General features: G+C 60.5%; 28 protein-coding genes and 1 riboswitch. Of the genes, 14 read left to right on the forward strand and 14 right to left on the reverse strand.

The window, feature by feature from the left end:
* Positions 1-34: 34 nt before the first annotated feature.
* Genes hpxZ through hpxW form a run of 4 tightly spaced genes read right to left on the reverse strand, consistent with a single transcriptional unit; the run spans position 35 to position 3,594 of the window.
* A complete protein-coding gene (gene hpxZ / locus IM303_RS00965; RefSeq protein WP_028012635.1) occupies positions 35-421 on the reverse strand; it encodes an oxalurate catabolism protein HpxZ in 387 nt (128 codons plus the stop codon).
* Positions 418-1,815, reverse strand: coding sequence for an AtzE family amidohydrolase (locus tag IM303_RS00970; protein WP_193359500.1), 1,398 nt, complete (start codon positions 1,813-1,815; stop codon positions 418-420). Before IM303_RS00970 ends, hpxZ begins: the two co-directional genes overlap by 4 nt.
* The gene (gene hpxX / locus IM303_RS00975; RefSeq protein WP_028012637.1) at positions 1,812-2,000 is read right to left on the reverse strand and encodes an oxalurate catabolism protein HpxX; all 189 of its coding nucleotides are present in this window, start codon (positions 1,998-2,000) and stop codon (positions 1,812-1,814) included. Before hpxX ends, IM303_RS00970 begins: the two co-directional genes overlap by 4 nt.
* A gap of 10 nt (positions 2,001-2,010) precedes the next feature.
* Entirely contained in the window at positions 2,011-3,594 is a 1,584-nt protein-coding gene (gene hpxW, locus IM303_RS00980) for an oxamate amidohydrolase (protein ID WP_193359501.1), read from the reverse strand.
* Between the two features lie 143 nt (positions 3,595-3,737).
* Here hpxW and hpxU point away from each other — a divergent pair, with 143 nt between their 5' ends.
* The 7 genes from hpxU (at position 3,738) to hpxK (ending at position 10,109) form a co-directional block, all read left to right on the forward strand.
* The gene (hpxU, locus tag IM303_RS00985; protein WP_045261682.1) at positions 3,738-4,577 is read left to right on the forward strand and encodes a MurR/RpiR family transcriptional regulator HpxU; all 840 of its coding nucleotides are present in this window, start codon (positions 3,738-3,740) and stop codon (positions 4,575-4,577) included.
* A gap of 191 nt (positions 4,578-4,768) precedes the next feature.
* Complete coding sequence (locus tag IM303_RS00990) at positions 4,769-5,551, forward strand: transporter substrate-binding domain-containing protein (protein WP_193359502.1); 783 nt, start codon at positions 4,769-4,771, stop codon at positions 5,549-5,551.
* Between the two features lie 4 nt (positions 5,552-5,555).
* A complete protein-coding gene (locus IM303_RS00995) occupies positions 5,556-6,221 on the forward strand; it encodes an amino acid ABC transporter permease (protein ID WP_041912033.1) in 666 nt (221 codons plus the stop codon).
* Complete coding sequence (locus IM303_RS01000; RefSeq protein WP_080351084.1) at positions 6,221-6,877, forward strand: amino acid ABC transporter permease; 657 nt, start codon at positions 6,221-6,223, stop codon at positions 6,875-6,877. Before IM303_RS00995 ends, IM303_RS01000 begins: the two co-directional genes overlap by 1 nt.
* Entirely contained in the window at positions 6,858-7,595 is a 738-nt protein-coding gene (locus IM303_RS01005) for an amino acid ABC transporter ATP-binding protein (protein ID WP_192985926.1), read from the forward strand. The genes IM303_RS01000 and IM303_RS01005 overlap by 20 nt, the downstream gene beginning before the upstream one ends.
* A 13-nt stretch (positions 7,596-7,608) precedes the next feature.
* Positions 7,609-8,850 (forward strand): alanine--glyoxylate aminotransferase family protein, encoded by a 1,242-nt coding sequence (locus tag IM303_RS01010; RefSeq protein WP_032651243.1) that lies wholly within the window; start codon positions 7,609-7,611, stop codon positions 8,848-8,850.
* On the forward strand, positions 8,847-10,109 hold the full coding sequence (hpxK, locus tag IM303_RS01015; RefSeq protein WP_193359503.1) for an allantoate amidohydrolase: 1,263 nt from the start codon (positions 8,847-8,849) through the stop codon (positions 10,107-10,109). Before IM303_RS01010 ends, hpxK begins: the two co-directional genes overlap by 4 nt.
* Here hpxK and IM303_RS01020 read toward each other — a convergent pair.
* Positions 10,075-11,076 carry a magnesium transporter gene (locus IM303_RS01020; RefSeq protein ID WP_045261677.1) on the reverse strand — a complete coding sequence of 334 codons (1,002 nt, stop codon included), beginning with the start codon at positions 11,074-11,076 and terminating at the stop codon, positions 10,075-10,077. The genes hpxK and IM303_RS01020 overlap by 35 nt on opposite strands.
* A gap of 60 nt (positions 11,077-11,136) precedes the next feature.
* A riboswitch (M-box (ykoK) riboswitch) is annotated at positions 11,137-11,306 on the reverse strand.
* 154 nt (positions 11,307-11,460) lie between these two features.
* Here IM303_RS01020 and IM303_RS01025 point away from each other — a divergent pair.
* The gene (locus IM303_RS01025; protein WP_193359504.1) at positions 11,461-11,964 is read left to right on the forward strand and encodes a DedA family protein; all 504 of its coding nucleotides are present in this window, start codon (positions 11,461-11,463) and stop codon (positions 11,962-11,964) included.
* Between the two features lies 1 nt (position 11,965).
* Here IM303_RS01025 and IM303_RS01030 read toward each other — a convergent pair whose 3' ends face one another.
* Positions 11,966-12,715 carry an SDR family oxidoreductase gene (locus IM303_RS01030; RefSeq protein ID WP_192985928.1) on the reverse strand — a complete coding sequence of 250 codons (750 nt, stop codon included), beginning with the start codon at positions 12,713-12,715 and terminating at the stop codon, positions 11,966-11,968.
* A 100-nt stretch (positions 12,716-12,815) separates the two neighbouring features.
* On the opposite strand from IM303_RS01030, the gene IM303_RS01035 reads away from it, so the two are divergent.
* Complete coding sequence (locus tag IM303_RS01035; protein ID WP_023335206.1) at positions 12,816-13,175, forward strand: helix-turn-helix domain-containing protein; 360 nt, start codon at positions 12,816-12,818, stop codon at positions 13,173-13,175.
* Between the two features lies 1 nt (position 13,176).
* Here IM303_RS01035 and IM303_RS01040 read toward each other — a convergent pair whose 3' ends face one another.
* The gene (locus IM303_RS01040) at positions 13,177-13,971 is read right to left on the reverse strand and encodes an SDR family oxidoreductase (RefSeq protein ID WP_193359505.1); all 795 of its coding nucleotides are present in this window, start codon (positions 13,969-13,971) and stop codon (positions 13,177-13,179) included.
* A gap of 125 nt (positions 13,972-14,096) precedes the next feature.
* On the reverse strand, positions 14,097-14,540 hold the full coding sequence (locus tag IM303_RS01045; RefSeq protein WP_193359506.1) for a helix-turn-helix domain-containing protein: 444 nt from the start codon (positions 14,538-14,540) through the stop codon (positions 14,097-14,099).
* A 151-nt stretch (positions 14,541-14,691) separates the two neighbouring features.
* On the opposite strand from IM303_RS01045, the gene agp reads away from it, so the two are divergent.
* Entirely contained in the window at positions 14,692-15,933 is a 1,242-nt protein-coding gene (gene agp / locus IM303_RS01050) for a bifunctional glucose-1-phosphatase/inositol phosphatase (RefSeq protein WP_193359507.1), read from the forward strand.
* A gap of 33 nt (positions 15,934-15,966) precedes the next feature.
* Here the strand turns inward: agp and IM303_RS01055 are convergent, their stop codons facing one another.
* Together IM303_RS01055 and wrbA are read right to left on the reverse strand one after the other, a co-directional pair.
* On the reverse strand, positions 15,967-16,194 hold the full coding sequence (locus IM303_RS01055) for a YccJ family protein (RefSeq protein WP_028012649.1): 228 nt from the start codon (positions 16,192-16,194) through the stop codon (positions 15,967-15,969).
* Between the two features lie 18 nt (positions 16,195-16,212).
* Positions 16,213-16,809: an NAD(P)H:quinone oxidoreductase gene (gene wrbA / locus IM303_RS01060; protein WP_041910554.1), complete on the reverse strand. Its 597-nt coding sequence runs from the start codon at positions 16,807-16,809 to the stop codon at positions 16,213-16,215.
* Between the two features lie 390 nt (positions 16,810-17,199).
* On the opposite strand from wrbA, the gene IM303_RS01065 reads away from it, so the two are divergent.
* The 4 genes from IM303_RS01065 (at position 17,200) to IM303_RS01080 (ending at position 19,279) form a co-directional block, all read left to right on the forward strand.
* On the forward strand, positions 17,200-17,370 hold the full coding sequence (locus tag IM303_RS01065) for a general stress protein (protein WP_001273664.1): 171 nt from the start codon (positions 17,200-17,202) through the stop codon (positions 17,368-17,370).
* Between the two features lie 117 nt (positions 17,371-17,487).
* A complete protein-coding gene (locus IM303_RS01070; protein WP_049001630.1) occupies positions 17,488-18,405 on the forward strand; it encodes a DMT family transporter in 918 nt (305 codons plus the stop codon).
* Between the two features lie 61 nt (positions 18,406-18,466).
* Complete coding sequence (locus tag IM303_RS01075) at positions 18,467-18,736, forward strand: DUF1778 domain-containing protein (protein WP_008499829.1); 270 nt, start codon at positions 18,467-18,469, stop codon at positions 18,734-18,736.
* Positions 18,737-18,763: 27 nt separating this feature from the next.
* A complete protein-coding gene (locus tag IM303_RS01080; protein WP_192831218.1) occupies positions 18,764-19,279 on the forward strand; it encodes a GNAT family N-acetyltransferase in 516 nt (171 codons plus the stop codon).
* 39 nt (positions 19,280-19,318) lie between these two features.
* Here the strand turns inward: IM303_RS01080 and rutG are convergent, their stop codons facing one another.
* The 4 genes from rutG to rutD are packed head-to-tail and all read right to left on the reverse strand — an operon-like array spanning position 19,319 to position 22,567.
* Complete coding sequence (gene rutG / locus IM303_RS01085) at positions 19,319-20,641, reverse strand: pyrimidine utilization transport protein G (protein ID WP_049001636.1); 1,323 nt, start codon at positions 20,639-20,641, stop codon at positions 19,319-19,321.
* Between the two features lie 21 nt (positions 20,642-20,662).
* On the reverse strand, positions 20,663-21,157 hold the full coding sequence (gene rutF, locus IM303_RS01090) for an NADH-dependent FMN reductase RutF (protein WP_049001637.1): 495 nt from the start codon (positions 21,155-21,157) through the stop codon (positions 20,663-20,665).
* 9 nt (positions 21,158-21,166) lie between these two features.
* Positions 21,167-21,757, reverse strand: coding sequence for a malonic semialdehyde reductase (locus IM303_RS01095; RefSeq protein ID WP_049001640.1), 591 nt, complete (start codon positions 21,755-21,757; stop codon positions 21,167-21,169).
* Between the two features lie 9 nt (positions 21,758-21,766).
* On the reverse strand, positions 21,767-22,567 hold the full coding sequence (rutD, locus tag IM303_RS01100) for a pyrimidine utilization protein D (RefSeq protein ID WP_049001641.1): 801 nt from the start codon (positions 22,565-22,567) through the stop codon (positions 21,767-21,769).
* Between the last annotated feature and the right edge of the window lie 6 nt (positions 22,568-22,573).

Consider the following 22,573-nt stretch of genomic DNA (forward strand, 5'->3'; position numbering starts at 1 on the left):
TGTTTTGCCGGGTGGCGGCTGCGCCTTACCCGGTCTATACCATCAAACTCACCTGCGCCGCAACAATGCGCCACCCGTAGGCAAATCGCACCCACGTCTGCTGCTGGCGGCCAATCCGCTCCGTACCTTCACGGGTAAACTCGGTGCTGCACACGGCATAATCCTCCCCGAAGGTGGTGATGACGGTATGACGCAGCGTCCGCTGCAGCCCGGCGGCGGGGCGCGCCGCGCGAAAGGCGCGGATTTCATCGATACCGTACAGATTTTCCCCCGCCCCCAGACGCACCGTGTTTTTGTCGTGCCAGAACAGCTCGTCCAGCACGGCAATGTTGTTACTCACCAGCGCGTCTTCATAGCGATAAAACGCGGCGGTCACCTCGGCAACCACCCACGGCAGGTTAATGTCATCGTGATTGATCATGCTGCAACCTCCGCCGGGCGGGCATCGGTGATGCCGCTCTCTTCCAGCACGCGCGCGACGCGCAGGCAGGCCTGCTCGTTAAACGGCGCGGCAATCAGCTGCAGGCCAATCGGCGCGCCATGTGCGGTGCGCAGCGGAACGGTGGTCACGGGCAGGCCCAAAAATGAAATCGGCTGGGTCAGCATCCCCATGCTGGCGCGGATGGGGAGCGGCTGACCGTTAATCTCCATGGTTTGCTCGCCGATCCGCGTGGCGCTGCGCGGCGTCGCGGGGGCGATCAGCACGTCGGCCTGGGCAAACAGTGCGTGAAACGCCTGCCGCGCCTGCGCGCGGAACCGCTGGGCCTGAATATACCAGGCGGAGGGGATCATCGCGCCTGCCAGCAGTCGCTCCCGGGAGTGCGGCTCAAAGCGCTCGGGCTCGCGGCGAAGCGCGGGCAGGTACTGATTTCCCCCTTCGGAGGCGCTGATGATAAACGCCGCGGAGCGCGCCAGCTCGGCGTCCGGAAACTGCAGCTTATCCTGCACGTCGAGCGCCTTCGCCACCCGCGCCACGGCGTCTCTGGCCTGTGCGTCGCACCAGGTGGTGAAGTAGCCGCCGAGCACCGCGCAGCGCAGGCCGTCAAGCCCGCGGTCTAGCAGGGGGCGCGTCTGCTCGCGCGAGCTCTCTGCCTGAAAACGGTCGCTGCTGTCCCGGCCCTGCAGCGCGTCGTACACGGACGCCAGGTCGCACACGCGGCGGGCGAAGGGGCCGATATGATCCAGGCTCGCGACAAACGGATGGCTGCCGGATCGTGACAGGCGGCCAAAGGTGGGCTTGAGGCCATAGATGCCGCACAGGGAGGCTGGAACGCGAATCGACCCGTTGGTGTCGGTGCCGAGCGAAAAGTGCACCAGCCCGGCGGCTACGGCGGCGGCTGAACCGCCAGAGGACCCGCCCGCAATGCGCGTCAGGTCGTGCGGGTTACGCGTCGCGCCGTAGTGGCTGTTCTCGGTGGTAAAGCCGTAGGCGTAGGCGTCCATATTCACCATGCCGGACAGCAGCCCGCCCGCGCTGCGCAGCTGGCGCACCGCGAAGCTGTCAGCGGCCGCAGCGGGACGCTGGCTGAACAGCTCGGCGCCCGCGAGGGTGGTGTGTCCGGCAACGTCGAACAGGTTTTTCACCGCGTAGGGCACGCCCGCCAGCGGCGGCAGGGGGCGCTTCTCGCGGCGCAGGGTGTCGATGTTCTCGGCCTCGGCGAGCATGCGTGCTTCCGTCACGGTGGTCCAGGCATTGATCTGCGGATTAACTCGCTCAATCGCCTCCAGCGTCTGGCGGGCAATCTCATGGGCGCTCAGCTCGCCCACGCTCAGCGCCTGTTGAATGTCGCTGATACTCATCTCGTGTAGCGTCATGCTTTATACACTCCTGCGATCTCCAGACGGTCGTCGAGCGGCAGCGCCATCAGCGGGGCGGCCATGCTGGCAATGCGGCTGAACTGCAATTGCAGCTCAGCGCGGCGGGCATCGTCCAGCGTCACGCCGAGCACGGACTCCATTTGCGCAAGATACGCCTGCCAGTCGGGTTGTTGTGTCGTCATTGTTTTCTCCTCAGTATCCGGCGGCCGCGCCGTTGCTGCGCGGGTCAAACGCCCCTTCAAACAGCCCGTTGGGGTGGCGGACAATCGCGCCCGCGTGGCCCATCGCTTCGCTAAAGTCCGGGAAGCGTTCGACCTCATGCCCCCGCGCCCGCAGTTCAGCGATCGTCTCAGCGCTAAAGCGTCCTTCCAGCTTTAACGTGTCTGAGGTTTGTCCCCAGGTGCGCCCCAGCAGCCAGCGCGGGCGGGAAATGCTTTCCTGCAAGGGCACGCCCTGAACCACGTAGCGGGTAAAGAGCGCGGCCTGGGTTTGCGGCTGTCCGTCACCGCCCATCGATCCGTAGACCATTACGCGCCCGTCCTTAAGACGCGCCGCCGCCGGGTTCAGGGTATGGAAAGGCTGTTTGCCCGGCGCGAGGGCCAGAAGATGAGTGGGGTCGAGGCTGAACGACGCCCCCCGGTTCTGCCAGACGATGCCGGTATCGGGCAGCACCACGCCGCTGCCGAACTCGTGATAAATACTCTGGATAAACGACACGGCAAGCCCGCTGTTATCCATCACCCCCATCCACACCGTATCGCCGGGCCCTTTTCCGGTTCCCCACGGCGCGGCGTGGCCGTCGTCAACCCTGTCGGCAAGCGCCTGCAGGGCGGCGGGATCCAGCAGTTTCTGAATCTCGGTTTTCAGCTCACGCGGGTCGGTAATGTGGGCATCGCGCAGGCCAAAGGCCAGCTTGGTGGCTTCAACGATGCGGTGAATGGTGTCCGCGTCGTCGGCCTCCGCCATATTCAGGCGGTCGGTGATGCCGAGTATCGCCAGCGAGACCAGCCCCTGCGTCGGCGGGGCGTGGTTAAAGATCTCCCCCTGCTGATGCTGCAGCTTCAGCGGCGCGGTGCGCCGGGCAACGTGCGCGTTAAGATCGGCCAGCGTCACGGGCATTCCCAGCGTCTCCATGCCGTGCGCCACCACGTTCGCCAGCGGGCCGCGATAAAAGCTGTCCAGACCGTCCTCTACGAGGCGCGTCAGGGTTGAGGCCATGGCGGGCTGGTAAAAACGGCTCCCGACCTGGGGCGGCTTACCGTTCACCAGCCACGTTTCCGCGAAGCCGGGGATGGCCTTCAGCTCGTCGAATTTACTGGCCGTGGCATGGGCCTGTGAGTCCGTGACCGGGGTGCCGTTCTGCGCATAGTCAATGGCGTCGGCCAGCAGGCGGGCCAGCGGCAGCGACTTGCCGGTCATCTCGCGGGAGACCTTCAGCGCCTCGTCCCAGCCGCTCACCGTGCCGGCGACGGTCAGCGCCGCCTGCGGTCCGCGATGAGGAATGTGCGTGTGCCCGTCGTAGGCGGCAAGCGTTGCGCGCGATCCCGCCGCGCCGCTGGCGTCAACGGCGATGGGGTCGCCTTCTGGCGGCACGATAAGCCAGAAGCCATCGCCGCCCAGCCCGTTCATGTGGGGGTAAACCACGGCGATGGTGGCCGCCGCCGCGACCATCGCTTCAATCGCGCTGCCGCCTTCGCGCAGCACCGCCAGCGCGCTTTGGCTGGCAAGATGGTGGGGCGCAACGGCCATGCCGTGCGTGGAGACGTTGCTTTGCATGAGAAGTCCTCGTAACGCTGAAAGTCACAAGGCGCTGCAAAAGCTGTTCCAGTTCTGAAAGAAAAGTTTCAGTAAGCTGGCACGTATAATGAATACGTATAAAGAAAGGTATAATGTGATGAAACAAAAGTTACAGAGGCGCTATGGAACAACTGGATGAACGTCTGAAAGCACAATACCCGTCGCTGTCGCCGCAGGAGCAGCGGGTGGCAGACTTTATATTCGACCATTTTGACGACCTGATCAGCTACAACAGCGCCGAGCTGGCGCAGCTGAGCGGAGTGTCGAAAGCCACGGTCAGCCGCCTGTTTAAGCGTCTGGGCTATGAGAAATATAAGGATATGCGCGACGAGCTGCGCACCCTGCGCCAGAGCGGGATGCCGCTCACCGATAACCGCGACGCGGTGCAGGGCAACACGCTGCTGGCGCGCCACTACAAGCAGGAGATGGCGAACCTGACCCAGTGGGTCAATGCCCTTGACGCGCAGCAGTTTGCCGACGCCATGGCCTGCATGGTCAAGGCGCGGCGCATCGTCATTATCGGCATGCGTAACGCTTATCCGGCGGCGCTCCACCTGCGCCAGCAGCTGCTGCAGGCGCGCGGTCAGGTGCTGGTGCTGCCGCAGCCGGGCCAGAGCCTGAGCGAGGAGCTGGTGGACTTAACGCCGGACGATCTGGTGGTGATGATGGCCTTCCGCCGCCGCCCGCGCATCATTCGTCCGCTGATGCAGCAGCTTCAGAGTAGCGGTATTCCGGTGCTGCTGATGTGCGAGCCGCAGGCCCACAGCCTGTTTCCGCTGGCGAGCTGGCAGCTCTGCGCCCCGCTGGACAGCGTCTCCGCCTATGACAGCTACTCCTCGGTCAACAGCCTGATCAACCTGCTGGCGAACGCTTTCCTGCATGACATTCTCGATAAAGGTCGCCCGCGCATTCACGAGATTGCCTCCCTCTACCAGCAGCTGGACGAACTCGAACAACGATAATGGGGCATCAGACTGGTGCTTTGCATTGAAATGGTGCAAATGAACGGGGCGAAAATAGAGAGTATTTTCGCCCCGTCCACGTTTTATCAGGCTTTAAGAGAAAATTCCCCGCTTCGCCTTATCTGGCACATTAGTTGCAAAATCACATTCAAAGAATCTTTTGTTTCATGTTAACGTTACGGGGAAGCACCATGAAAAAACTGTTAATTGTACTGGCCGGGGCCGCCTGTCTCTTCACTCAGCTGCCCGCAAAGGCTGACCAGCTTCAGGATATCGAGAAGCGCGGCACCATTCGCATTGCCGTTCCGCAGGATTTCCCGCCGTTTGGCTCGGTGGGGACCGATCTGCAGCCGCAGGGCTACGACATCGATATGGCGCGCTATCTGGCGAAACAGATGAAGCTCAAGCTGCAGCTGGTGCCGGTGTCCAGCGCCAACCGCGTGCCGTACCTGCAAACCGACAAGGTGGATCTGGTCATTTCCAGCCTCGGTAAAAACCCGGAGCGCGAGAAGGTGATCGACTTCAGCCGCGCCTACGCGCCGTTCTTCCTCGGCGTGTTTGGCCCGAAAGGGGCCGAGCTGAAGGACGCCGCCGCGCTGAGCGGAAAAACCATCGGCGTGACGCGCGGGGCGGTGGAGGATATGGTGCTGACCGGCCTGGCACCGAAAGACGCCAACGTGAAACGCTACGAAGACAACAACACCACGCTCTCGGCCTACCTCTCCGGCCAGGTGCAGTACGTGGCGACCGGCAACCTCGTGGTGGCGGCCATTTCGCGCCAGAATGCGGATAAAGCCCCGGTGCCGAGCTTTATGCTGAAAGACTCACCGTGCTTTATCGGCCTGAAGAAGAACGAACCGGCCCTGAAGGCGAAAGTGGATGCGCTGATTGAGCAGGGCATCAAGGACGGCACGCTGAACGGCCTGTCCGAGCAATGGCTGAAGGCCCCGCTGCCGGCAAACCTTGGCGCCTGAGCCGATGACGGAGCAACTTGATTTTTCAGCCCTCTGGCCGCACTGGCCGGAGCTGCTGGCCGGGCTGTGGGTCACCATTCAGCTGACGGTAATGGCAACCGTCGGCGGGCTGGCAATCGGGATTTTCGGCGCGGCGATCCGCAGCGGACGCACCACCTGGTACAGCCGGATCTGGGGCGGCTACGTGGAGATCATCCGCAACACGCCGTTTGTGGTGCAGCTGTTTTTCATCGTCTTCGGCCTGCCGAATCTTGGCCTGAAGATGACGGCGGGGGAGGCGGCGCTATTGGCAATGGTGGTGAACCTGGGCGCGTACAGCACCGAAATTATCCGCGCGGGCATTCAGGTCACGCCGAAAGGACAGTGGGAGGCCGGGCGCGTGCTGGGGCTAACCCGTCTGCAGACGTTTATTCGCGTGGTGCTGCCGCCCGCGCTGCAGCGCATTTATCCGGCGCTGGTGAGCCAGTGCATCATCGTGATGCTCGGTTCGTCGGTGGTGTCGCAGGTCTCGTATGAAGAGCTGACCTTCGCCGCTAACCTCATCCAGTCCAGAACGTTTTTGAGCTTTGAGGTCTATCTGGTGACAACCGGGATTTACTTAGCGCTGTCGATTACCCTGCGCCAGCTGATGATGGCGGCAGGACGCAAATGGCTGGGGGTGCAGGCATGATGACCACCTTTACCGACTGGGACATTATTCGCAACCTGCTGCTGGCCGGACGCTGGACGGTACTGCTGTCGCTGGTGGCGTTTGTTGGCGGGGCAGTGGTAACGCTGCCGCTCCTGCTGCTGCGCCTGACGGGCGGGCGCACGGTGAAGCGCATTATCCGCGGCTATATCGAGCTGTTTCAGGGCACCCCGCTGCTGATGCAGCTGTTCCTGGCCTTCTTCGGCGTGGCGCTGTTCGGCATCGACGTCTCGCCGTGGACCGCCGCCTCGCTGGCGTTAACCTGCTACACCAGCGCATTTCTGCTCGATATCTGGTACGGCAGCATTCGCGCCCTGCCGAAGGGGCAGTGGGAAGCCTCGCGCTGCCTGGGCCTGACCTTCGGCCAGACCCTGTTTCGCGTGGTCGCTCCGCAGGCGCTGCGCATCGGCATCGCCCCGACGGTGGGCTTTGCGGTGCAGGTAATCAAAGGCACCGCGCTGGCGTCGATTATCGGCTTCATCGAGCTGACCAAGGCCGGCACCATGCTGACCAACGTGACCTATCAGCCATTTAAGGTCTTTGCGCTGGTGGCGCTGGGCTACTTTATTCTGTGTTATCCGCTGTCGCGCTACAGCCGCTATCTGGAGACCAAATTCAATGCCTCTCATCACCATTAATCAGGTGCAGAAGTACTACGGCGATAACCACGTGCTCAAGGGCGTCGATCTGGATATCGACATGGGCCAGGTGATCTCCATTATCGGGCGCAGCGGATCGGGTAAAAGCACGCTGCTGCGCTGCATCAACGGCCTGGAAGGGTATCAGGACGGAAGCATCAAGCTGGGCGGCATGACCATTACCGACCGGGATTCTCAGGCGCGCGAAATCAGCCGCTCGGTCGGGATGGTGTTCCAGAGCTTCAACCTGTTCCCGCACATGACGGCGCTGGAGAACGTGATACTCGCCCCGCGTCGGGTGCTGAAGAAAAGCGCCGCCGAATGCCGCGAATTGGCCCAGCGCATGCTGGAGAAAGTGGGGCTTGGCGATCGTCTGGATTACTACCCGTCGAGCCTCTCCGGCGGCCAGCAGCAGCGCGTGGCGATTGCCCGCGCGCTGGCGATGTCGCCTAAAGTTTTACTCTGCGACGAGATCACCTCCGCGCTCGACCCGGAGCTGGTGGGCGAAGTGCTCAAGGTGCTGGAGCAGCTGGCGGCCGAGGGGATGACCCTGATTCTCGTGACCCATGAAATGAATTTTGCCCGCGAAGTGGGCGACCGCGTGGTGTTTATGCACCAGGGGAAAGTCTGGGAGCAGGGCGACAGCAAAACGCTGTTCGCCAACCCGCAGACCACGGAACTGAAGCAGTTCATCTCCTCCGTGCGCGGCCTCAACTGATAAGGACTTAACAATGGATATCGCACACTTTCCGCAAATCAACCCGCCCCAGCGCCTGCTGATGGGGCCTGGGCCGATCAACGCCGACCCGCGCGTGCTGCGCGCCATGTCGAGCCAGCTGATCGGGCAGTACGATCCGGCCATGACCCACTACATGAACGAGGTGATGGCGCTCTATCGCGGTGTGTTTCGCACCGAGAACCGCTGGACGATGCTGGTGGACGGCACCTCCCGCGCGGGAATTGAGGCCATTCTGGTCTCCGCCATCCGCCCGGGCGATAAGGTGCTGGTGCCGGTCTTTGGCCGCTTTGGCCACCTGCTGTGCGAAATTGCCCGCCGCTGCCGCGCGGAGGTGCACACCATCGAGGTGCCGTGGGGCGAGGTGTTTACCCCGGACCAGGTGGAGGATGCGATTAAGCGTATTCGTCCGCGCCTGCTGCTGACCGTGCAGGGCGACACCTCCACCACCATGCTGCAGCCGCTTGCGGAGCTCGGTGCCATCTGCCGCCGCTACGATGTGCTGTTTTACACCGATGCCACCGCGTCGCTCGGCGGCAACGCGCTGGAGACCGACGCATGGGGGCTGGACGCCGTCTCGGCAGGGATGCAGAAGTGCCTCGGCGGCCCGTCGGGCACGTCGCCGATCACCCTGAGCGCGCGCATGGAGGAGGCGATCCGCCGCCGCAAATGCGTTGAGGAGGGCATTCGCACCGACGCCCACCGCGACGGCGATGAGGAGATGATCTACTCCAACTATTTCGATCTCGGCATGGTGATGGACTACTGGGGGCCGGAGCGCCTCAACCACCACACCGAAGCGACCACCGCGCTGTTTGGCGCCCGTGAGTGCGCGCGTTTGATCCTGCAGGAAGGGCTGGATAACGGCATCGCCCGCCACAGGCTGCACGGCGATGCGCTGCTGAAGGGCATTCAGGCGATGGGGCTGGAGACCTTTGGCGATCTGAAGCACAAGATGAACAATGTGCTGGGGGTGGTCATCCCGCAGGGCATCAACGGCGACCAGGTGCGTAAGCTGATGCTGGAGGATTTCGGGATTGAGATCGGCACCTCGTTTGGCCCGCTGCACGGCAAGGTGTGGCGCATCGGCACCATGGGCTATAACGCGCGCAAGGACTGCGTGATGACCACCCTGAGCGCGCTGGAGTCGGTGCTGAACTACCTGAAATTCACCACCACGCAGGGTGCGGCGATGCAGGCCGCGTGGGACCACTATCGCCGCGAGACGCCGCAATGAGCCCGGCGGCAGAACGGGTGATGGCCCGCGCCGACGCGCTGGCCGCCATCAGCGAAACCCCGGATGCGCTGACCCGGGTCTATCTCTCGGTGCAGCATCAGCAGGCCAACCAACTGGTGGGGCAGTGGATGAGCCAGGCGGGCATGACCGTCTGGCAGGACAGCGTGGGCAACATCTGTGGACGCTATGAGGGGGCGCTGGAAGGGGCGCAGGCGGTGCTGCTTGGATCGCATCTGGATACCGTGCGCAACGCGGGACGCTACGACGGCATGCTCGGGGTGCTCACGGCCATTGAAGTGGTGGACAGCCTGCATCAGCAGGGGGTGCATCTGGCGCAGGCCATCGAGATTGTCGGCTTTTGCGATGAAGAGGGCACCCGCTTCGGCATTACGCTGTTAGGCAGCCGGGGGCTGACGGGCACCTGGCCGCAGGGCTGGCTGGAAAAAACTGACGCCAGCGGCATCAGCGTGGCGCAGGCGATGACACAGGCGGGGCTCGATCCTGCCCGCGTGTCGCATGCCGCAAGGCGTCAGGAAGATTTCAGCGCCTATCTCGAGCTGCATATTGAGCAGGGGCCGTGCCTTGAGCAGGAGGCGCTCGCGCTTGGCGTGGTGGAAGCCATTAACGGTGCCCGTCGCCTGAACTGTCGTTTCACCGGCGAGGCCGGACATGCGGGAACCGTGCCGATGCTCCACCGCAGAGACGCGCTGGCCGCCGCCGCCGAGTGGATGGTTATCATTGAAAACGCTACCCGACAGCAGGGCGGCAACCTGGTGGCGACGGTCGGGGAATTGCGCTGTCTGCCGGGAGCGGTGAACGTGATCCCCGGTGAGGTTCAGCTCTCGCTCGATATTCGCGGCCCGCAGGATGCACCGCTGGACAGGTTGCTCAACGACCTGCTGGAACATGCCCGGGCGATCGCATCGCGCCGCGGGCTGGCATTTAGCGCCGAGGAGTTTTACCGCATTGCCGCCACGCCGTGCGATCTGCACTTGCAGAACGTGCTGGGGGAGGCCGTAAAATCGGTACAGGGACGCTCGCTGTCGCTGCCCAGCGGCGCGGGCCACGATGCGATTGCCATCGCGGAACGCTGGCCGGTGGGCATGCTGTTCGTGCGCTGCAGGGGCGGAGTCAGCCACCACCCGGCGGAATCGGTGATGGCTGAGGATGTTGCGCTGGCGATTGAGGCGTTTTCGCTTGCGGTGATTCAGCTGGCGGATCGCGTTACTCCAGCCCCAGCGTATACTGCGCGATCTTAAAGTAGATAATCAGCCCGGTACCGTCGATAAGCGTCGCGATAAACGGCGCGGAGACGACCGCCGGGTCAATGCCGCAGCGCTTGAGCACCATCGGGATCACTGACGACACAATCGCGCTCCAGAGCGTAATGCATACCAGCGTCAGGCTGACGATAAGCGTGATTTCCAGCCCGATACCCATCATCCAGGCGCGGATGCACCCGGCAATACCGAGCGTCACGGCAATCATCAGCGAGGTGGTCATCTCTTTGCGCAGCACGCGGCCTACGTCGCGCAGATGCACTTCACCCAGCGCCATGGCGCGCACCAGCGTGGAGGTGATCTGCGTTCCGCTGTTGCCACCCGTGCCGATCAGCAGCGGAATAAAGAACGCCAGCGCGATGGCAGACTCCAGCGCCTCTTCGAAGTGCTGGATCACCGAGCTGGTGTAGGCTTCCGCGACAAACAGCAGCAGCAGCCATACGGAGCGTTTCTTCCACAGGCTGAAGGCGCTGGTTTCCAGATAGGGCTTCTCCAGCGGCAGCGTCGCCCCCTGAAGCTGGGCGTCTTCGGTGACGTCATCTTCCAGCAGATGGGCGATTTCGCGCTCGGTCAGGCAGCCGACGAGCTTGCCGTGGGTCACCACCGGCACGACGTCCGCGTCGCCGTGGGCCAGAAGTCCGGCGACATCGGCTCGTTCATCTTCCGGTTTGACCTGCAAAAACTGCGAAATCATCAGGCTTTTAATTGGCTGCACGGTATCCGTGACCTGCAATAATTTGCGTACCGCAATCATGCCCGCCAGGCGTCCATGGTCTTCAATAAAAATATGCGACGGAATATCATCGTCTTTTAATTTTTCGAAGAATTGCTCGCGCGCCAGCGCCACGCATAATGAAACGTCGAGGACAATAAAATCGGTATTCATATATTGCGCGACCGCGCGGTCATTGAATGCCAGGTTGTGATTGTGAATAGCGTAAGACATAGTGAATTCCCTTTGAATAATAAAATCTCTCAGGGGCGAGCAAGACAGGGCATGTCGGAAAGGAGATCCCCACGTCCTGGGTTCAGCACTGTACACCGTATCCCGCAAGGGAAGTTATACTGACAAAGCCTTGATTCGACAGTGCCTGTTTTACCCTGTGCCGGTTCTCTCGAACCCACCAGAGCGATAACGTGTATTTGTACAGGAGCCTCGCCATAACGAGATCGTTGTAAAGCGTGAGGAATAATACGCTTGTTTAAATTTATCGCTCAGGAAATTAAATAATGTTTAAGAAAGGTTTAGGTAAATCTTATTGATAAAATGTTGAGGGTTTATTTAAGGTTATTCCTTTTAAATGGGGGATTAATTAACGGGGGAAGGAAAATGGCGTGGTTTGATAATCTGCTGAATCATTTTGCGCTTTATCCGGCACATCTGTTCGCGCTGTTATTCGTAATGGCGCTGAGCAAGTCCACGGTGTTGATCTCCTCCGTGCTGCCACCCGCCTCGGTGATGCTGCTGGCGGGCATCGGCGTCAGCCAGGGGAGCATGCACCCGGCGCTGGCGTGGCTCGCCGTGGTGCTGGGGGCAACGGCGGGATCGGTGCTGAACTACCATATCGGCCAGCTGATGGGGCACACCCGGCTGGTCGCGCGCTTTACGGCGAAGCATGCCGCTACGTTTTTACGGGTTCAGCATCAGCTGCAAAAAAACGGTGTCATCGTACTGTTTACGTCGCGCTTTCTGGCGGTGTTGCGTTATGTCGTGCCGCTGGCGGCGGGGATGCTCAGGCTGAACGCCGTCAAAGTTTACATCGTCAGCCTGCTTTCCGCCTGTGCATGGGCGGCGCTGTATGTCGGCGCGGTCACCGGCATCAGCGCCTTTTGAGTTACAGGCTTCCCATTCCGCCGTCCACCAGCAGTTCCGTTCCTACCGTGTAGCTCGACTCGTCGGACGCTAGGTAGAGCGCGGCTTTTGCCAGCTCCGTCGTCGAGCCCATTCTGCCGAGCGGCACCAGCTTGAAGATCTCCGCCATCATCGCGTTAAGCGTCTCTTCGCTTAAGCCCGTCTTCGTAAATGCCGGCGTTTCCACCGGACCGGGGCTCAACCCGTTGACGCGGATCCCGCGCGGCAGCAGCTCCGCCGACAACGTACGCGCCAGCGACAGGAGGGCGGCCTTGCTCGCGGCATACACGCTGCTGGTGGGCAGGCCGATGCGTGCGCTCACGGAGCCGCAGAGGATCACCGACGACGGGTTATTCAGCAGCGGCAGCAGCGCCTGAATTAAAAAGAACGGTCCCTTCAGGTTGATGCCCATCAGGCGGTCCCACGCATCCTCCTGCCAGGCTTCCAGCGGCGCGTGCGTCACGTCGCCAGCGTTGAGAAACACCGCGTCCAGGCGTGGCCAGCGGGCGGCGAGGGTTTCCGCCAGCGCTTTTTGCGACGCGATATCGCCTGCGTCGGTTGGGATCACCCAGGCCTTATCGCCCAGAATGCGCTCTGCTTCGGCGAGGGTGTCCGGGTTGCGTCCGGTCACGGCGACGCGCGCGCCTTCGGCGATAAACGCCTGCGCGGTGGCAAGACCAATGCCGCTGGTGCCGCCGGTAATCAGCGTATATTTATCGGTTAAACGACCCATGTTCTTCTCCTGAAATGTCACTGGAGAAAGCACTATAGAAACGTTAGTATCGAAAGGAAACCAGGTACCAAATGGATACTAACGAGGCAAGAGGTGTGCTATGGCAGAAATGCTGGAGGTGTGCTGCGAAAAAAAATCTGAGGCGTATACCTGCCCGATGACGCAGTTTGTCAACCTGATATCCGGTAAGTGGGCGATCCCCATTCTCTATCGCCTGATTGTGTTCAACACGCCCGTACGCTTTGGCGATCTGCTGCGTGCCGCTGCCCCCATCACGCAGAAAGAGCTGACGAAGCAGCTCCGCCTGTTTGAGCAGCGCGGGCTGGTGACGCGGACGGTCTACCCGGAGATCCCCCCGCGCGTGGAGTATCAAATTACCGAGCTGGGGTTAACCCTGCAGGACGCACTTTCGCCGCTGGCCGCCTGGATGAGCGAGTACGGCGACCAGCTTGAGCGTTAGGCTACTGTTTAACGTAGCGCGGTGCTGGAACCCCGGTGCGCGCGCTGTTAAACAGCTCAAGGCGCGCCGCTTCGTAGCGATCCCACAGGGCGGCGTCATGCATCGGCGGAATAGTGATCTGTTCGCCCTGATCCAGACCCGCCAGTGACGCATCGACCATATCGTCGGTGGTCATCACCGACCCTTCCTGCAGATCGTTCACCGTAACCCCTGAATGGCTCCAGATCTCCGTCGCCGTCGCGGCGGGCAGCACGGCCTGAATGCGCACGCTGCTATCGGCAAATTCTTCCTGCAGTCCGCGGGTAAAGCTCAGTACCCAGGCTTTGGTGGCGCTGTACAGCGCGCTGCCCGCACGGACATGGAGCGATAACACCGAGGCGATATTGATCAGCGTCCCGCGATTGTTCTGCGCCAGGCGGGGCAGGATGGCGTAGGTCAGACGCATCAGCGCCGTGGTGTTGAGGGTGTTGATGGCCTGATGCTGCGCCACATCGCCCGTGAGGAACGGGGCCATCTGCGCGGTGCCCGCGTTGTTTACCAGCGTATCGATGGCGGTATTGTGACGCAGTTCATTTTCCACGGCGCGGATCCCGGCTTCATCGCTGAGATCGGCCACCAGTATAGCGACGGCCACGCCATAGCGCGCGCGCAGGTCGGCGGCGAGGGTTTTCAGGCGATCCTCGCGGCGGGCGACCAGGACCAGGTTAGCGCCGCGCGCGGCCAGGCGATCGGCATAGACGGCCCCGATCCCGGAAGAGGCGCCGGTAATTAAGGCGGTGGTGATTTGCGTAGTCATTGTGTGTTACCTCAAAGCAAAGTGGGTTATCTGGTTTCAATATGAAACTGAATTAACTCTCTGCCATTTGGTTTTATAATGCAACCATTTTGCCGGGCATTTTGTGCTTTTGCCGTTGGGAACGATCAGGAGGGGAGTTTAGCCACGATCTCTTCAGGCGTCAGTTTGCGCCCATCGTCGGCGATAAGCGCCAGTTTACGCAGGGGTTTGCGCTGTTCGCTATCGACGAGAACGGTGCCGCATTCGTTTTCCGCGAACAAAAATTCATTGCCCCACTGGGAGAGAGCAACCAGCACCGTCTGGAGCGCGCGTCCCTTGTCGGTCAGAACGTATTCCTGCCAGGCGCTGCCGTCGGAGGCGGGCTGAAGCCGGAGGATGCCTTCATCGACCAGCAGCTTCAGCCGCGAGGTGAGCATGTTTTTCGCGATACCGAGGCTTTTCTGAAACTCGCCGAAGCGTTTAATTCCGCGCAGCGCGTCGCGAACGATCAGCAGCGACCACCAGTCGCCAATGATATCCAGCGAACGGGCGACGGGGCAGGTGCTCTCTTCAAGGCGGGTGCGTTTCACGGTCAGGTCTCCGGTGGGTGTGGTTTTATTATAAAACTAATTAGCGCCCACCGTAAGCACGTTAATCATCAGTTTGAGAAATGCTTCCCGAAAAAACTGTCACGAATCTGTCACACTCACTGGAACATTAAAAAAACGTGAGGAACGAGGGATGAGAAAAGCACTACTCGCAGTGGCCGTGGCAGGTACCCTTTCAATGACCTTTGGCGCACAGGCGCAGGAGACGCCGAAAGGCTATCAGCTGGAGCAGGTGTTAATCATGAGCCGTCACAACCTGCGCGCGCCGCTCGCCAACAACGGCAGCGTGCTGGAGCAGTCCACGCCGAAGCAGTGGCCGGAGTGGGACGTGCCGGGCGGTCAGCTCACCACCAAAGGCGGCGTGCTGGAAGTCTATATGGGCCATTACATGCGCGAGTGGCTGGCAGAGCAGGGGATGGTGAAGACGGGAGAGTGTCCGCCAGCGGATAGCGTTTATGCTTACGCCAACAGCCTGCAGCGTACTGTCGCCACCGCGCAGTTCTTTATTACCGGCGCGTTCCCGGGGTGCGACGTCCCCGTGCATCATCAGGAAAAAATGGGCACCATGGATCCGACCTTTAATCCGGTGATTACCGACAACTCGCCGGAATTCCGCGAAAAAGCGCTCAAGGCGATGGAGACCGAGCGGCAGAAAATGCAGCTTGGCGAAAGCTATAAGCTGCTGGAGCAGATGACAAATTACGCCGATTCCCCGTCCTGCAAAGAGAAAAAAGTCTGCTCGCTGGCAGACGCGAAAGATACCTTCAGCGCCGACTATGAAAAAGAGCCTGGCGTATCCGGGCCGCTGAAGGTGGGTAACTCGCTGGTGGACGCGTTCACGCTGCAGTATTACGAAGGTTTCCCGGCCGACCAGGTGGCCTGGGGTGAAATCAAGACCGACCAGCAGTGGCGCGTGCTGTCGAAGCTGAAGAACGGCTATCAGGACTCGCTGTTTACCTCCACCGAGGTGGCGCAAAACGTGGCGAAGCCGCTGGTGAAATATATCGATAAAACGCTGGTCACCGAACAGGCGAAAGCGCCTAAGATTACTCTGCTGGTAGGGCACGATTCGAACATCGCTTCACTGCTCACCGCGCTGGATTTCAAGCCGTATCAGCTGCATGACCAGCAGGAACGGACCCCGATTGGCGGCAAGATTGTCTTCCAGCGTTGGCACGACAAAAACAGCAATCAGGAGCTGATGAAAATTGAGTATGTCTACCAGAGCGCGGAGCAGCTGCGCAACGCCAGCGTGCTGTCATTGCAGTCACCCGCGCAGCGCGTGACGCTGGAGCTGAAGGGCTGTCCGGTGGACGCGAACGGCTTCTGTCCGGTTGATAAATTCAATGCGGTCATGAATAACGCGGCGAAGTAAAAGAGAACCCCCCGCTGCGGCGGGGGGAAACGCTTAGACGTTTTTACGTTCGATGGTTTGCTCGCCCCAGAAGAGCGAGTCTTTGTCCGTTTTTTCGAAGGCGCGAATCAGCACTTCATCGTTGCCTTCTTCCCAAATCTGCTCGGCCAGCTTTTCGTCGTAGTTCGCGACTTCAAAGATGGCTTCGGCAATCTCCGGAGAGGTGTTGCGTAAACTTGCCCATTCGCCCACGTGGTGAGCTTTGGATTCCTGTGTTGGCATACTTTTCCTCCTGTTGGGTTAGCCGTTCAGTTTTTTAGCGAGACCCGCGACGTATTCACCCTGATAGCGGGCGATAGAGAGTTCTTCATTGCTTGGCTGACGTGAGCCATCCCCACCGGCAATGGTGGTTGCGCCGTACGGCGTCCCGCCGCGCACCTGAGAAACGTCAAACAGCTCCTGCGCGCCGTAGCCAATTGGCACAATCACCATTCCATGATGAGCAAGGGTAGTCCAGGTTGAGGTAATCGTCTGCTCCTGGCCGCCGCCGGTGCCGGTAGAGCTGAATACGCTGGCGAGTTTGCCGTACAGCGCCCCGGATGCCCAGAGCCCGCCGGTTTGATCGAGGAAGGTACGCATCTGGCCTGACATATTGCCGAAGCGGGTCGGGGTGCCGAAGATAATGGCATCATACTCCGCCAGCTCCTGCGGGGTCGCGACCGGGGCATTTTGTGTTTTTCCCCCGGCTTTGGCGAACGCTTCCGCCTGCATGGTTTCCGGTACGCGTTTTACCACAACCTCAACGCCGTCCACTCTGTTTGCACCTTCTGCTACCGCGTGAGCCATGGTTTCAATGTGTCCATACATGGAATAATAGAGCACCAGAACTTTTGCCATTTTGCATCACTCCTCGTTGGTTTTTCTGACAGCGGATCGCTGCGTTCATTTAAAGATATGACATCACGGCCAGACTGCAAAAATGAACGGCATTTCTTTGATTTATAACAACATGGTTACAATAAGGTGCTGTAGCAAAATGAAACAACTTTCTCGTCGTCGAATTTTAAAATGATAAGAAAGGCTTATAGATTTCCGTCGCGTTATCTGACCCGAAAGGCGGATATCATGTTGCAGAATATTACCCGTGGCTTGCCGGATAGCCTCAGTCCACTAAGCTTAGTTTCACGCGGCACAGATAAAGGCCCTGTCCTTTAGCCGCGAGGTGAAAGAATCCTCTTTTACTGAATGCAATATGATGTCTAATGTTTCACACTCTGGAGGTTAGAGATGGCAAACCATCGTGGTGGTTCAGGTAATTTCGCTGAAGACCGTGAAAGAGCATCAGAAGCAGGTCGTAAAGGTGGCCAGTCTAGCGGGGGTAACTTCAAGAACGACCCTCAGCGCGCATCAGAGGCTGGTAAAAAAGGGGGTAAAAATAGCCACGGCAGCAATAAGTAGTACGCCGGGTTGACTCCCTGCCGCCGGGTTTCCCGGCGGTTTTTTTTATGTCTGCAACATTGAACTGTAACCAAAGGCAACGCACACTACAGAATTGATCTCACTTGTTGGTGTCGCATGTCCGTCTCACGCTTTAAATTCTCCATAAAACCGCAGGAAGCCATCCTTATTCTCATCACCATGTTCTGGGGCGGGACCTTTCTTGCCGTCCAGTACGCGGTGACCCTCAGCGATCCGTTCTTTTTTGTCGGCCTGCGCTTTGCGACGGCGGCGATAGCCGTGGGGCTGATCTCGCTTAAAACGCTGCGGGGTCTGACGCTGAAGGAACTCAAGGCCGGCGTAGCGATTGGAGTTGCGATAGCGATGGGCTACAGCCTGCAGACGTGGGGATTGCAGACCATCTCCAGCAGCAAATCCGCTTTTATTACCGCCATGTACGTGCCGCTGGTGCCGCTGCTGCAATGGTTATGCCTCGGGCGGCTACCGGGGGTGATGTCCTGCATTGGCATCGTGCTGGCGTTTATCGGCCTGATTTTATTAGCCGGGCCGGAAAATAACCTGCTGGCGCTGGGGCCGGGCGAGATCATTACCCTCGTCGGGGCCATTGCCATCGCGGCGGAAATTATTCTGATCAGCGCCTGGGCTGGGAAAGTGGACGTCAAGCGCGTGACGGTGGTGCAGCTCGCGACGGCGTCGCTGGTGGCCTTCGCGACGATGGTGCCAGCCGGGGAATCCGTGCCGCCGATGTCCACGGGGCTGGTGGTGGTCGCGCTGGGGCTTGGCATCTTCAGCGCCATTATCCAGGTGACTATGAACTGGGCGCAGCGCAGCGTATCGCCAACGCGGGCGACGGTGATCTACACCGGTGAACCGGTCTGGGCGGGGATTTTCGGACGACTGGCCGGCGAGCGTTTACCGCTGCTGGCGCTGGTGGGCGCGGCGTTTATTGTCGCCGGGGTGCTGGTGAGCGAACTAAAGCTCAGAAAGCGGGGGCGTGAAGCGAGTCATTTGACTGCTGAAAAAGGTTTAGATTGAAAAAAAGCGCAACGTTACTTAGGATGTGTACGGATTAAAACCGTACACGGTGATGTAAACCATGCCAGCACTTAAAAAACAGCGTATCGATCTTCGCTTAACGGACGAAGACAAAACAATGATTGAAGAAGCGGCGGCGATGACGAATCAAACGATCACCCAGTTTATGGTGAACAGTGCGTCAGAGCGTGCTGCAGAGGTCATCGAGCAGCACCGTCGTCTCGTGTTAAACGAAGCCTCCTGGAATGCAGTGATGGATGCCATCGACAATCCGCCAGAGCCAAATGAACGCCTCAAGCGCGCGGCAAAACGTCTTCGAAACATGGAGTGAAGCGTCTTGGCAAATCTCACGATTGAAATGTTATCAGAGGGAACCGACTATGATTTCGGGGATTTTGATTGTGGTGAACCCTCGCTAAATGCCTTCCTGAGAGAACACCTGGTGCGCCAGCACAATGGACGTATTCTACGAGCCTACCTGCTTAAAGAGCGCGACCATCCGCGCGTGCTGGGCTATTACACGCTATCGGGAAGTTGCTTTGAGAGAGCGATGCTTCCTTCTAAGGCTCAGCAGCGTCGGATCCCTTATCTCAACGTACCCAGCGTGACGCTGGGACGTCTGGCTATTCATAAAGAACTACAGGGAAACGAGTGGGGAACAACGCTTGTTGCACACGCTATGCGGGTGGTTTACCTGGCGTCGCAGGCTGTGGGAGTACACGGAATATTTGTTGATGCACTCAATGACCGGGCAAAACGATTTTATCTGAAGCTGGGTTTTATTCCGCTGACGGGTGAAAACAGCCATTCTCTTTTCTTCCCTACAAAATCTATCGAACGACTGTTTGATCAAGCGTGTTCTTACGGAACATAAAGGTCGGGTAAGGCATAGCCGTCACCCGACTTTGAGATTTCACGACTCCTGATGTACCACCTCGCCCTGCGGCGCAGCAGCCATCCGGCGGCTCAGCAGGGCGTTAAGCAGGATCGCACCGAAGGTCGCCGTGCCAATCCCGCCGATCGTAAACCCGCCCAGCGTCAGGGCAAAATCGCCCGCGCCCAGCACCAGCGTGACCGCCACCATAATCAGGTTGCCGTTCTGGCTGAGATCGACCCGATGCTGCACCCAGATGCGTGCGCCAGCCACGGCGATCAGCCCAAACACCACGATTGAGGCCCCGCCGATAACCGGTGACGGAATGGTGTGGATCAGCGCGCCGAACTTCGGCGAAAAGCCGAGCAGTATCGCCATCATCGCCGCCGCCACGAAGACCAGCGTCGAGTAGACTTTGGTCACCGCCATTACGCCGATGTTTTCGGCATAGGTGGTGACGCCGCTGCCGCCCACGGAACCGGAGAGCATGGTTGCCAGCCCGTCGCCGACGAACGCGCGGCCCATATATGGGTCCATGCTGCGTCCGGTCATCCCCGCGACCGCCTTCAGGTGGCCCAGGTTCTCCGCCACCAGGATTACCGCCACCGGTGCGATAAGCATCATCGCCTGGGTGTTAAAGGTGGGCGAGGTGATCTGCGGCAGGCCGAACCAGGCGGCCTGATGGAGCAGCGTAAAATCAACCGGCTTGCCGAGACCAACAACGTTCGCCAGCAGGGCATAGATCAGACAGGCGGCAATCAGCCCGACCAGGATCAGCAGCCGCTGGATCATGCCTCGCGTAAACACCGCCACCAGGCCGATGCACAGCACGGTCACGACGGCCATCCAGCTTTCAAACGGCGAGGCGGAGACGCTTTTCACCGCAATCGGCGCGAGGTTCAGGCCTATCGCCATCACCACCGCGCCGGTGACCACGGGAGGCATCATGCGCTCGATCCAGCGCGTGCCGATCTTCATTACCACCAGACCAATCAGGGTATACACCAGACCGCAGGCGATAATGCCGCCGAGGGCCACGCTCAGATTGGGGTTGATTCCCTGGCCGTTAAAGCCGGTGGTGGCGATCACCACGCCGACAAAGGCGGCGCTGGAGCCCAGATAGCTCGGCACGCGCCCGCCGGTGACAAAAAAGAACAGCAGGGTGCCGATACCCGACATCAGAATCGAGAGGTTGGGATCCAGTCCCATCAGCATCGGCATCAGCACCGTGGCGCCAAACATGGCGACCGCGTGCTGGACGCCCATCACCATCGTCTGCCCGAGCGGGAGTCGTTCATCCGGCGCGATCACGCCTGCTTCGGTGGAGGTCGATTTCAACTGCCAGTGGGGAAATCCGAACATGGTCTGTCTCCTTAGAGCGCCTTAACAGGCGGGTCGCATAAGCGCGTGGTAGCCGCGGTCAAACCACACCAGTCCTTGCGGCGCGGGGTGGCGAATAATTGAAACGATGTCGCAAAACAGAATGTCATGCGTACCGACGCTCACCACCAGGCTGATGCGGCAGTCAAACGAGGCCAGCGCATCCTCCAGGCGCGGGCAGCCGGTGTCGCCCGTCTGCCAGCGGGCGGCGGCAAAGCGTTCCGCCATCGGCGTTTTGCCGCCAAACAGATTGGATAGCGGCTCCTGTCCGGCGCTCAGGGTATTCACGCAAAGGGTGCGGTTTTCGCTGAACGTGGGCCAGACGGACGCGCCGCGGTTCAGGCACACCAGCAGGGTGGGAGGGGAATCCGTGACGCTGCATACCGCGCTGGCGGTAAAGCCCGCCATCCCCGCCGGGCCGTCGGTGGTGATAATGTTCACCGCCGCGCCGACGCAGGCCATGGCATCGCGAAAGGTTTGTTTATCCGGTGTCGTCATCATCGCTCCTTACGCCAGCCCGCAGGCATCGTCGAAGGTCAGGCGCGGCAGGCGCCCGTAAAGTTTGCCCGGGTCGCCGTAGCCAATATTGATCAGCAGATTGCTTTTAAGCGTCGTGCCGGTGAAAAAGGCCTCGTCGACCTTTTGTCGGTCAAAGCCCGACATCGGGCCGGTGTCCAGCCCCAGCGCGCGACAGGCGAAAATCAGGTAGGCGGCCTGCAGCGAGCTGTTGCGAAAGGCGGTCTCTTCCGCCAGCGCGGGGCTTGCGGTAAACCAGCTTCTGGCATCTCCGTGCGGGAACAGTTCAGGCAGGCGCTCGTAGAATTCACCGTCCCAGGCGACAATCGCCGTGACCGGGGCGGTGAGCGTTTTCTCCAGGTTGCCGCTGGAGAGCGCCGGGCGCAGCTTCTCTTTTCCCTCCGCGCTTCGCACAAACACAATGCGCGCCGGGGAGCAGTTGGCGGAGGTTGGCCCCCATTTCATCAGGTCGTAAATTTCGCGCAGCGTCTCGTCGCTGACGGCAATATCCTGCCAGCCGTTATGGGTTCGGGCGCCGGTGAACAGCGTTTCCAGCGCGGTGGGATTAATGGCTTCGCTCATTACAGCTCCTTATAAAGCGGGTTCATGACTGTGCAGCAGGCTGGCCAGCCCGTTCAGCAGCAGGGTGTTAAAGGTGTCCGGCTCGGTGACGTTGCAGGCATGTCCGCCCTGGCGCATTACCGCGCACTGGCTGTGCGGGATCGCTGCCTGCAGTTCTGATGAGCAGAGCGAAGGCACCAGCATGTCGTCGGCGGAACAGATAATCTGGATCGGGCAGCGGATGCGTGCGGCGTGGCGGCTAAAGTCGGCCTTTTTCAGTGCGCTGAGCCGGTGCAGCAGGTTGGCTTTTCCCTGAAAGTGGGCCAGCGCCAGCGCCTCTTCGGCCTCCAGACGGGGGGCGCGAGCGGCCATCCAGTCTGCCGGGTAGAGAAACAGGGGCTGCGACTCAACCCACGCCTGCGGGCCGCCGTAATGCAGCAGGCGCTCGCGGATCTGAAAGCAGCGGCGTGTATGGGCGTTGAGGGTTAACCAGCCGTTGACGCACACCAGCGCGGTGAGGGCGTCGGGTCTGTCGAGGGCCAGCTGCAGGCCGACCAGCGCTCCCAGCGCGTGGCCGACGATGCTGTAGCGCACGATCCCGGCCTCAGCCAGCGCCTGGGCCAGCTCGTCCGCCATCTGTGCCAGGCTGTAGCCTTCCGGCAGGGCGTCGGGGTTATTGCCCGTTCCGCGCTGGTCATAACACACCACCTGATACTCCGGTTCCAGCGCGGCCAGCTGGGGCAGCCAGTAGCTGCCGCTGCCGCCGAGGCCGGCAATAAGAACCACCACGGGTGCACCCTCATACGGGGGCGGTGAGACGGAGAGTTTCATGGCAGC

Source organism: Enterobacter cloacae complex sp. P38RS, from assembly GCF_014930775.1.
In the GTDB taxonomy this organism is placed as follows: Bacteria; Pseudomonadota; Gammaproteobacteria; order Enterobacterales; family Enterobacteriaceae; genus Enterobacter; species Enterobacter bugandensis.

What these genes read in the sequence shown, in the direction of transcription:
- rutD (WP_049001641.1), bottom strand. Translation starts at nt 22,567, where the DNA reads ATGAAACTCTCCGTCTCACCGCCCCCGTATGAGGGTGCACCCGTGGTG.
- wrbA (WP_041910554.1), bottom strand. Translation starts at nt 16,809, where the DNA reads ATGGCAAAAGTTCTGGTGCTCTATTATTCCATGTATGGACACATTGAA.
- hpxX (WP_028012637.1), bottom strand. Translation starts at nt 2,000, where the DNA reads ATGACGACACAACAACCCGACTGGCAGGCGTATCTTGCGCAAATGGAG.
- IM303_RS01080 (WP_192831218.1), top strand. Translation starts at nt 18,764, where the DNA reads ATGTTATCAGAGGGAACCGACTATGATTTCGGGGATTTTGATTGTGGT.
- rutG (WP_049001636.1), bottom strand. Translation starts at nt 20,641, where the DNA reads ATGTTCGGATTTCCCCACTGGCAGTTGAAATCGACCTCCACCGAAGCA.
- hpxZ (WP_028012635.1), bottom strand. Translation starts at nt 421, where the DNA reads ATGATCAATCACGATGACATTAACCTGCCGTGGGTGGTTGCCGAGGTG.
- IM303_RS01010 (WP_032651243.1), top strand. Translation starts at nt 7,609, where the DNA reads ATGGATATCGCACACTTTCCGCAAATCAACCCGCCCCAGCGCCTGCTG.
- hpxW (WP_193359501.1), bottom strand. Translation starts at nt 3,594, where the DNA reads ATGCAAAGCAACGTCTCCACGCACGGCATGGCCGTTGCGCCCCACCAT.
- IM303_RS00995 (WP_041912033.1), top strand. Translation starts at nt 5,556, where the DNA reads ATGACGGAGCAACTTGATTTTTCAGCCCTCTGGCCGCACTGGCCGGAG.
- hpxK (WP_193359503.1), top strand. Translation starts at nt 8,847, where the DNA reads ATGAGCCCGGCGGCAGAACGGGTGATGGCCCGCGCCGACGCGCTGGCC.
- rutF (WP_049001637.1), bottom strand. Translation starts at nt 21,157, where the DNA reads ATGACGACACCGGATAAACAAACCTTTCGCGATGCCATGGCCTGCGTC.
- hpxU (WP_045261682.1), top strand. Translation starts at nt 3,738, where the DNA reads ATGGAACAACTGGATGAACGTCTGAAAGCACAATACCCGTCGCTGTCG.
- IM303_RS01075 (WP_008499829.1), top strand. Translation starts at nt 18,467, where the DNA reads ATGCCAGCACTTAAAAAACAGCGTATCGATCTTCGCTTAACGGACGAA.
- IM303_RS01005 (WP_192985926.1), top strand. Translation starts at nt 6,858, where the DNA reads ATGCCTCTCATCACCATTAATCAGGTGCAGAAGTACTACGGCGATAAC.
- IM303_RS01035 (WP_023335206.1), top strand. Translation starts at nt 12,816, where the DNA reads ATGGCAGAAATGCTGGAGGTGTGCTGCGAAAAAAAATCTGAGGCGTAT.
- IM303_RS01065 (WP_001273664.1), top strand. Translation starts at nt 17,200, where the DNA reads ATGGCAAACCATCGTGGTGGTTCAGGTAATTTCGCTGAAGACCGTGAA.
- IM303_RS01040 (WP_193359505.1), bottom strand. Translation starts at nt 13,971, where the DNA reads ATGACTACGCAAATCACCACCGCCTTAATTACCGGCGCCTCTTCCGGG.
- IM303_RS00970 (WP_193359500.1), bottom strand. Translation starts at nt 1,815, where the DNA reads ATGACGCTACACGAGATGAGTATCAGCGACATTCAACAGGCGCTGAGC.
- IM303_RS01095 (WP_049001640.1), bottom strand. Translation starts at nt 21,757, where the DNA reads ATGAGCGAAGCCATTAATCCCACCGCGCTGGAAACGCTGTTCACCGGC.
- IM303_RS01030 (WP_192985928.1), bottom strand. Translation starts at nt 12,715, where the DNA reads ATGGGTCGTTTAACCGATAAATATACGCTGATTACCGGCGGCACCAGC.
- IM303_RS01055 (WP_028012649.1), bottom strand. Translation starts at nt 16,194, where the DNA reads ATGCCAACACAGGAATCCAAAGCTCACCACGTGGGCGAATGGGCAAGT.
- IM303_RS01000 (WP_080351084.1), top strand. Translation starts at nt 6,221, where the DNA reads ATGACCACCTTTACCGACTGGGACATTATTCGCAACCTGCTGCTGGCC.
- IM303_RS01070 (WP_049001630.1), top strand. Translation starts at nt 17,488, where the DNA reads ATGTCCGTCTCACGCTTTAAATTCTCCATAAAACCGCAGGAAGCCATC.
- IM303_RS01025 (WP_193359504.1), top strand. Translation starts at nt 11,461, where the DNA reads ATGGCGTGGTTTGATAATCTGCTGAATCATTTTGCGCTTTATCCGGCA.
- IM303_RS00990 (WP_193359502.1), top strand. Translation starts at nt 4,769, where the DNA reads ATGAAAAAACTGTTAATTGTACTGGCCGGGGCCGCCTGTCTCTTCACT.
- agp (WP_193359507.1), top strand. Translation starts at nt 14,692, where the DNA reads ATGAGAAAAGCACTACTCGCAGTGGCCGTGGCAGGTACCCTTTCAATG.
- IM303_RS01020 (WP_045261677.1), bottom strand. Translation starts at nt 11,076, where the DNA reads ATGTCTTACGCTATTCACAATCACAACCTGGCATTCAATGACCGCGCG.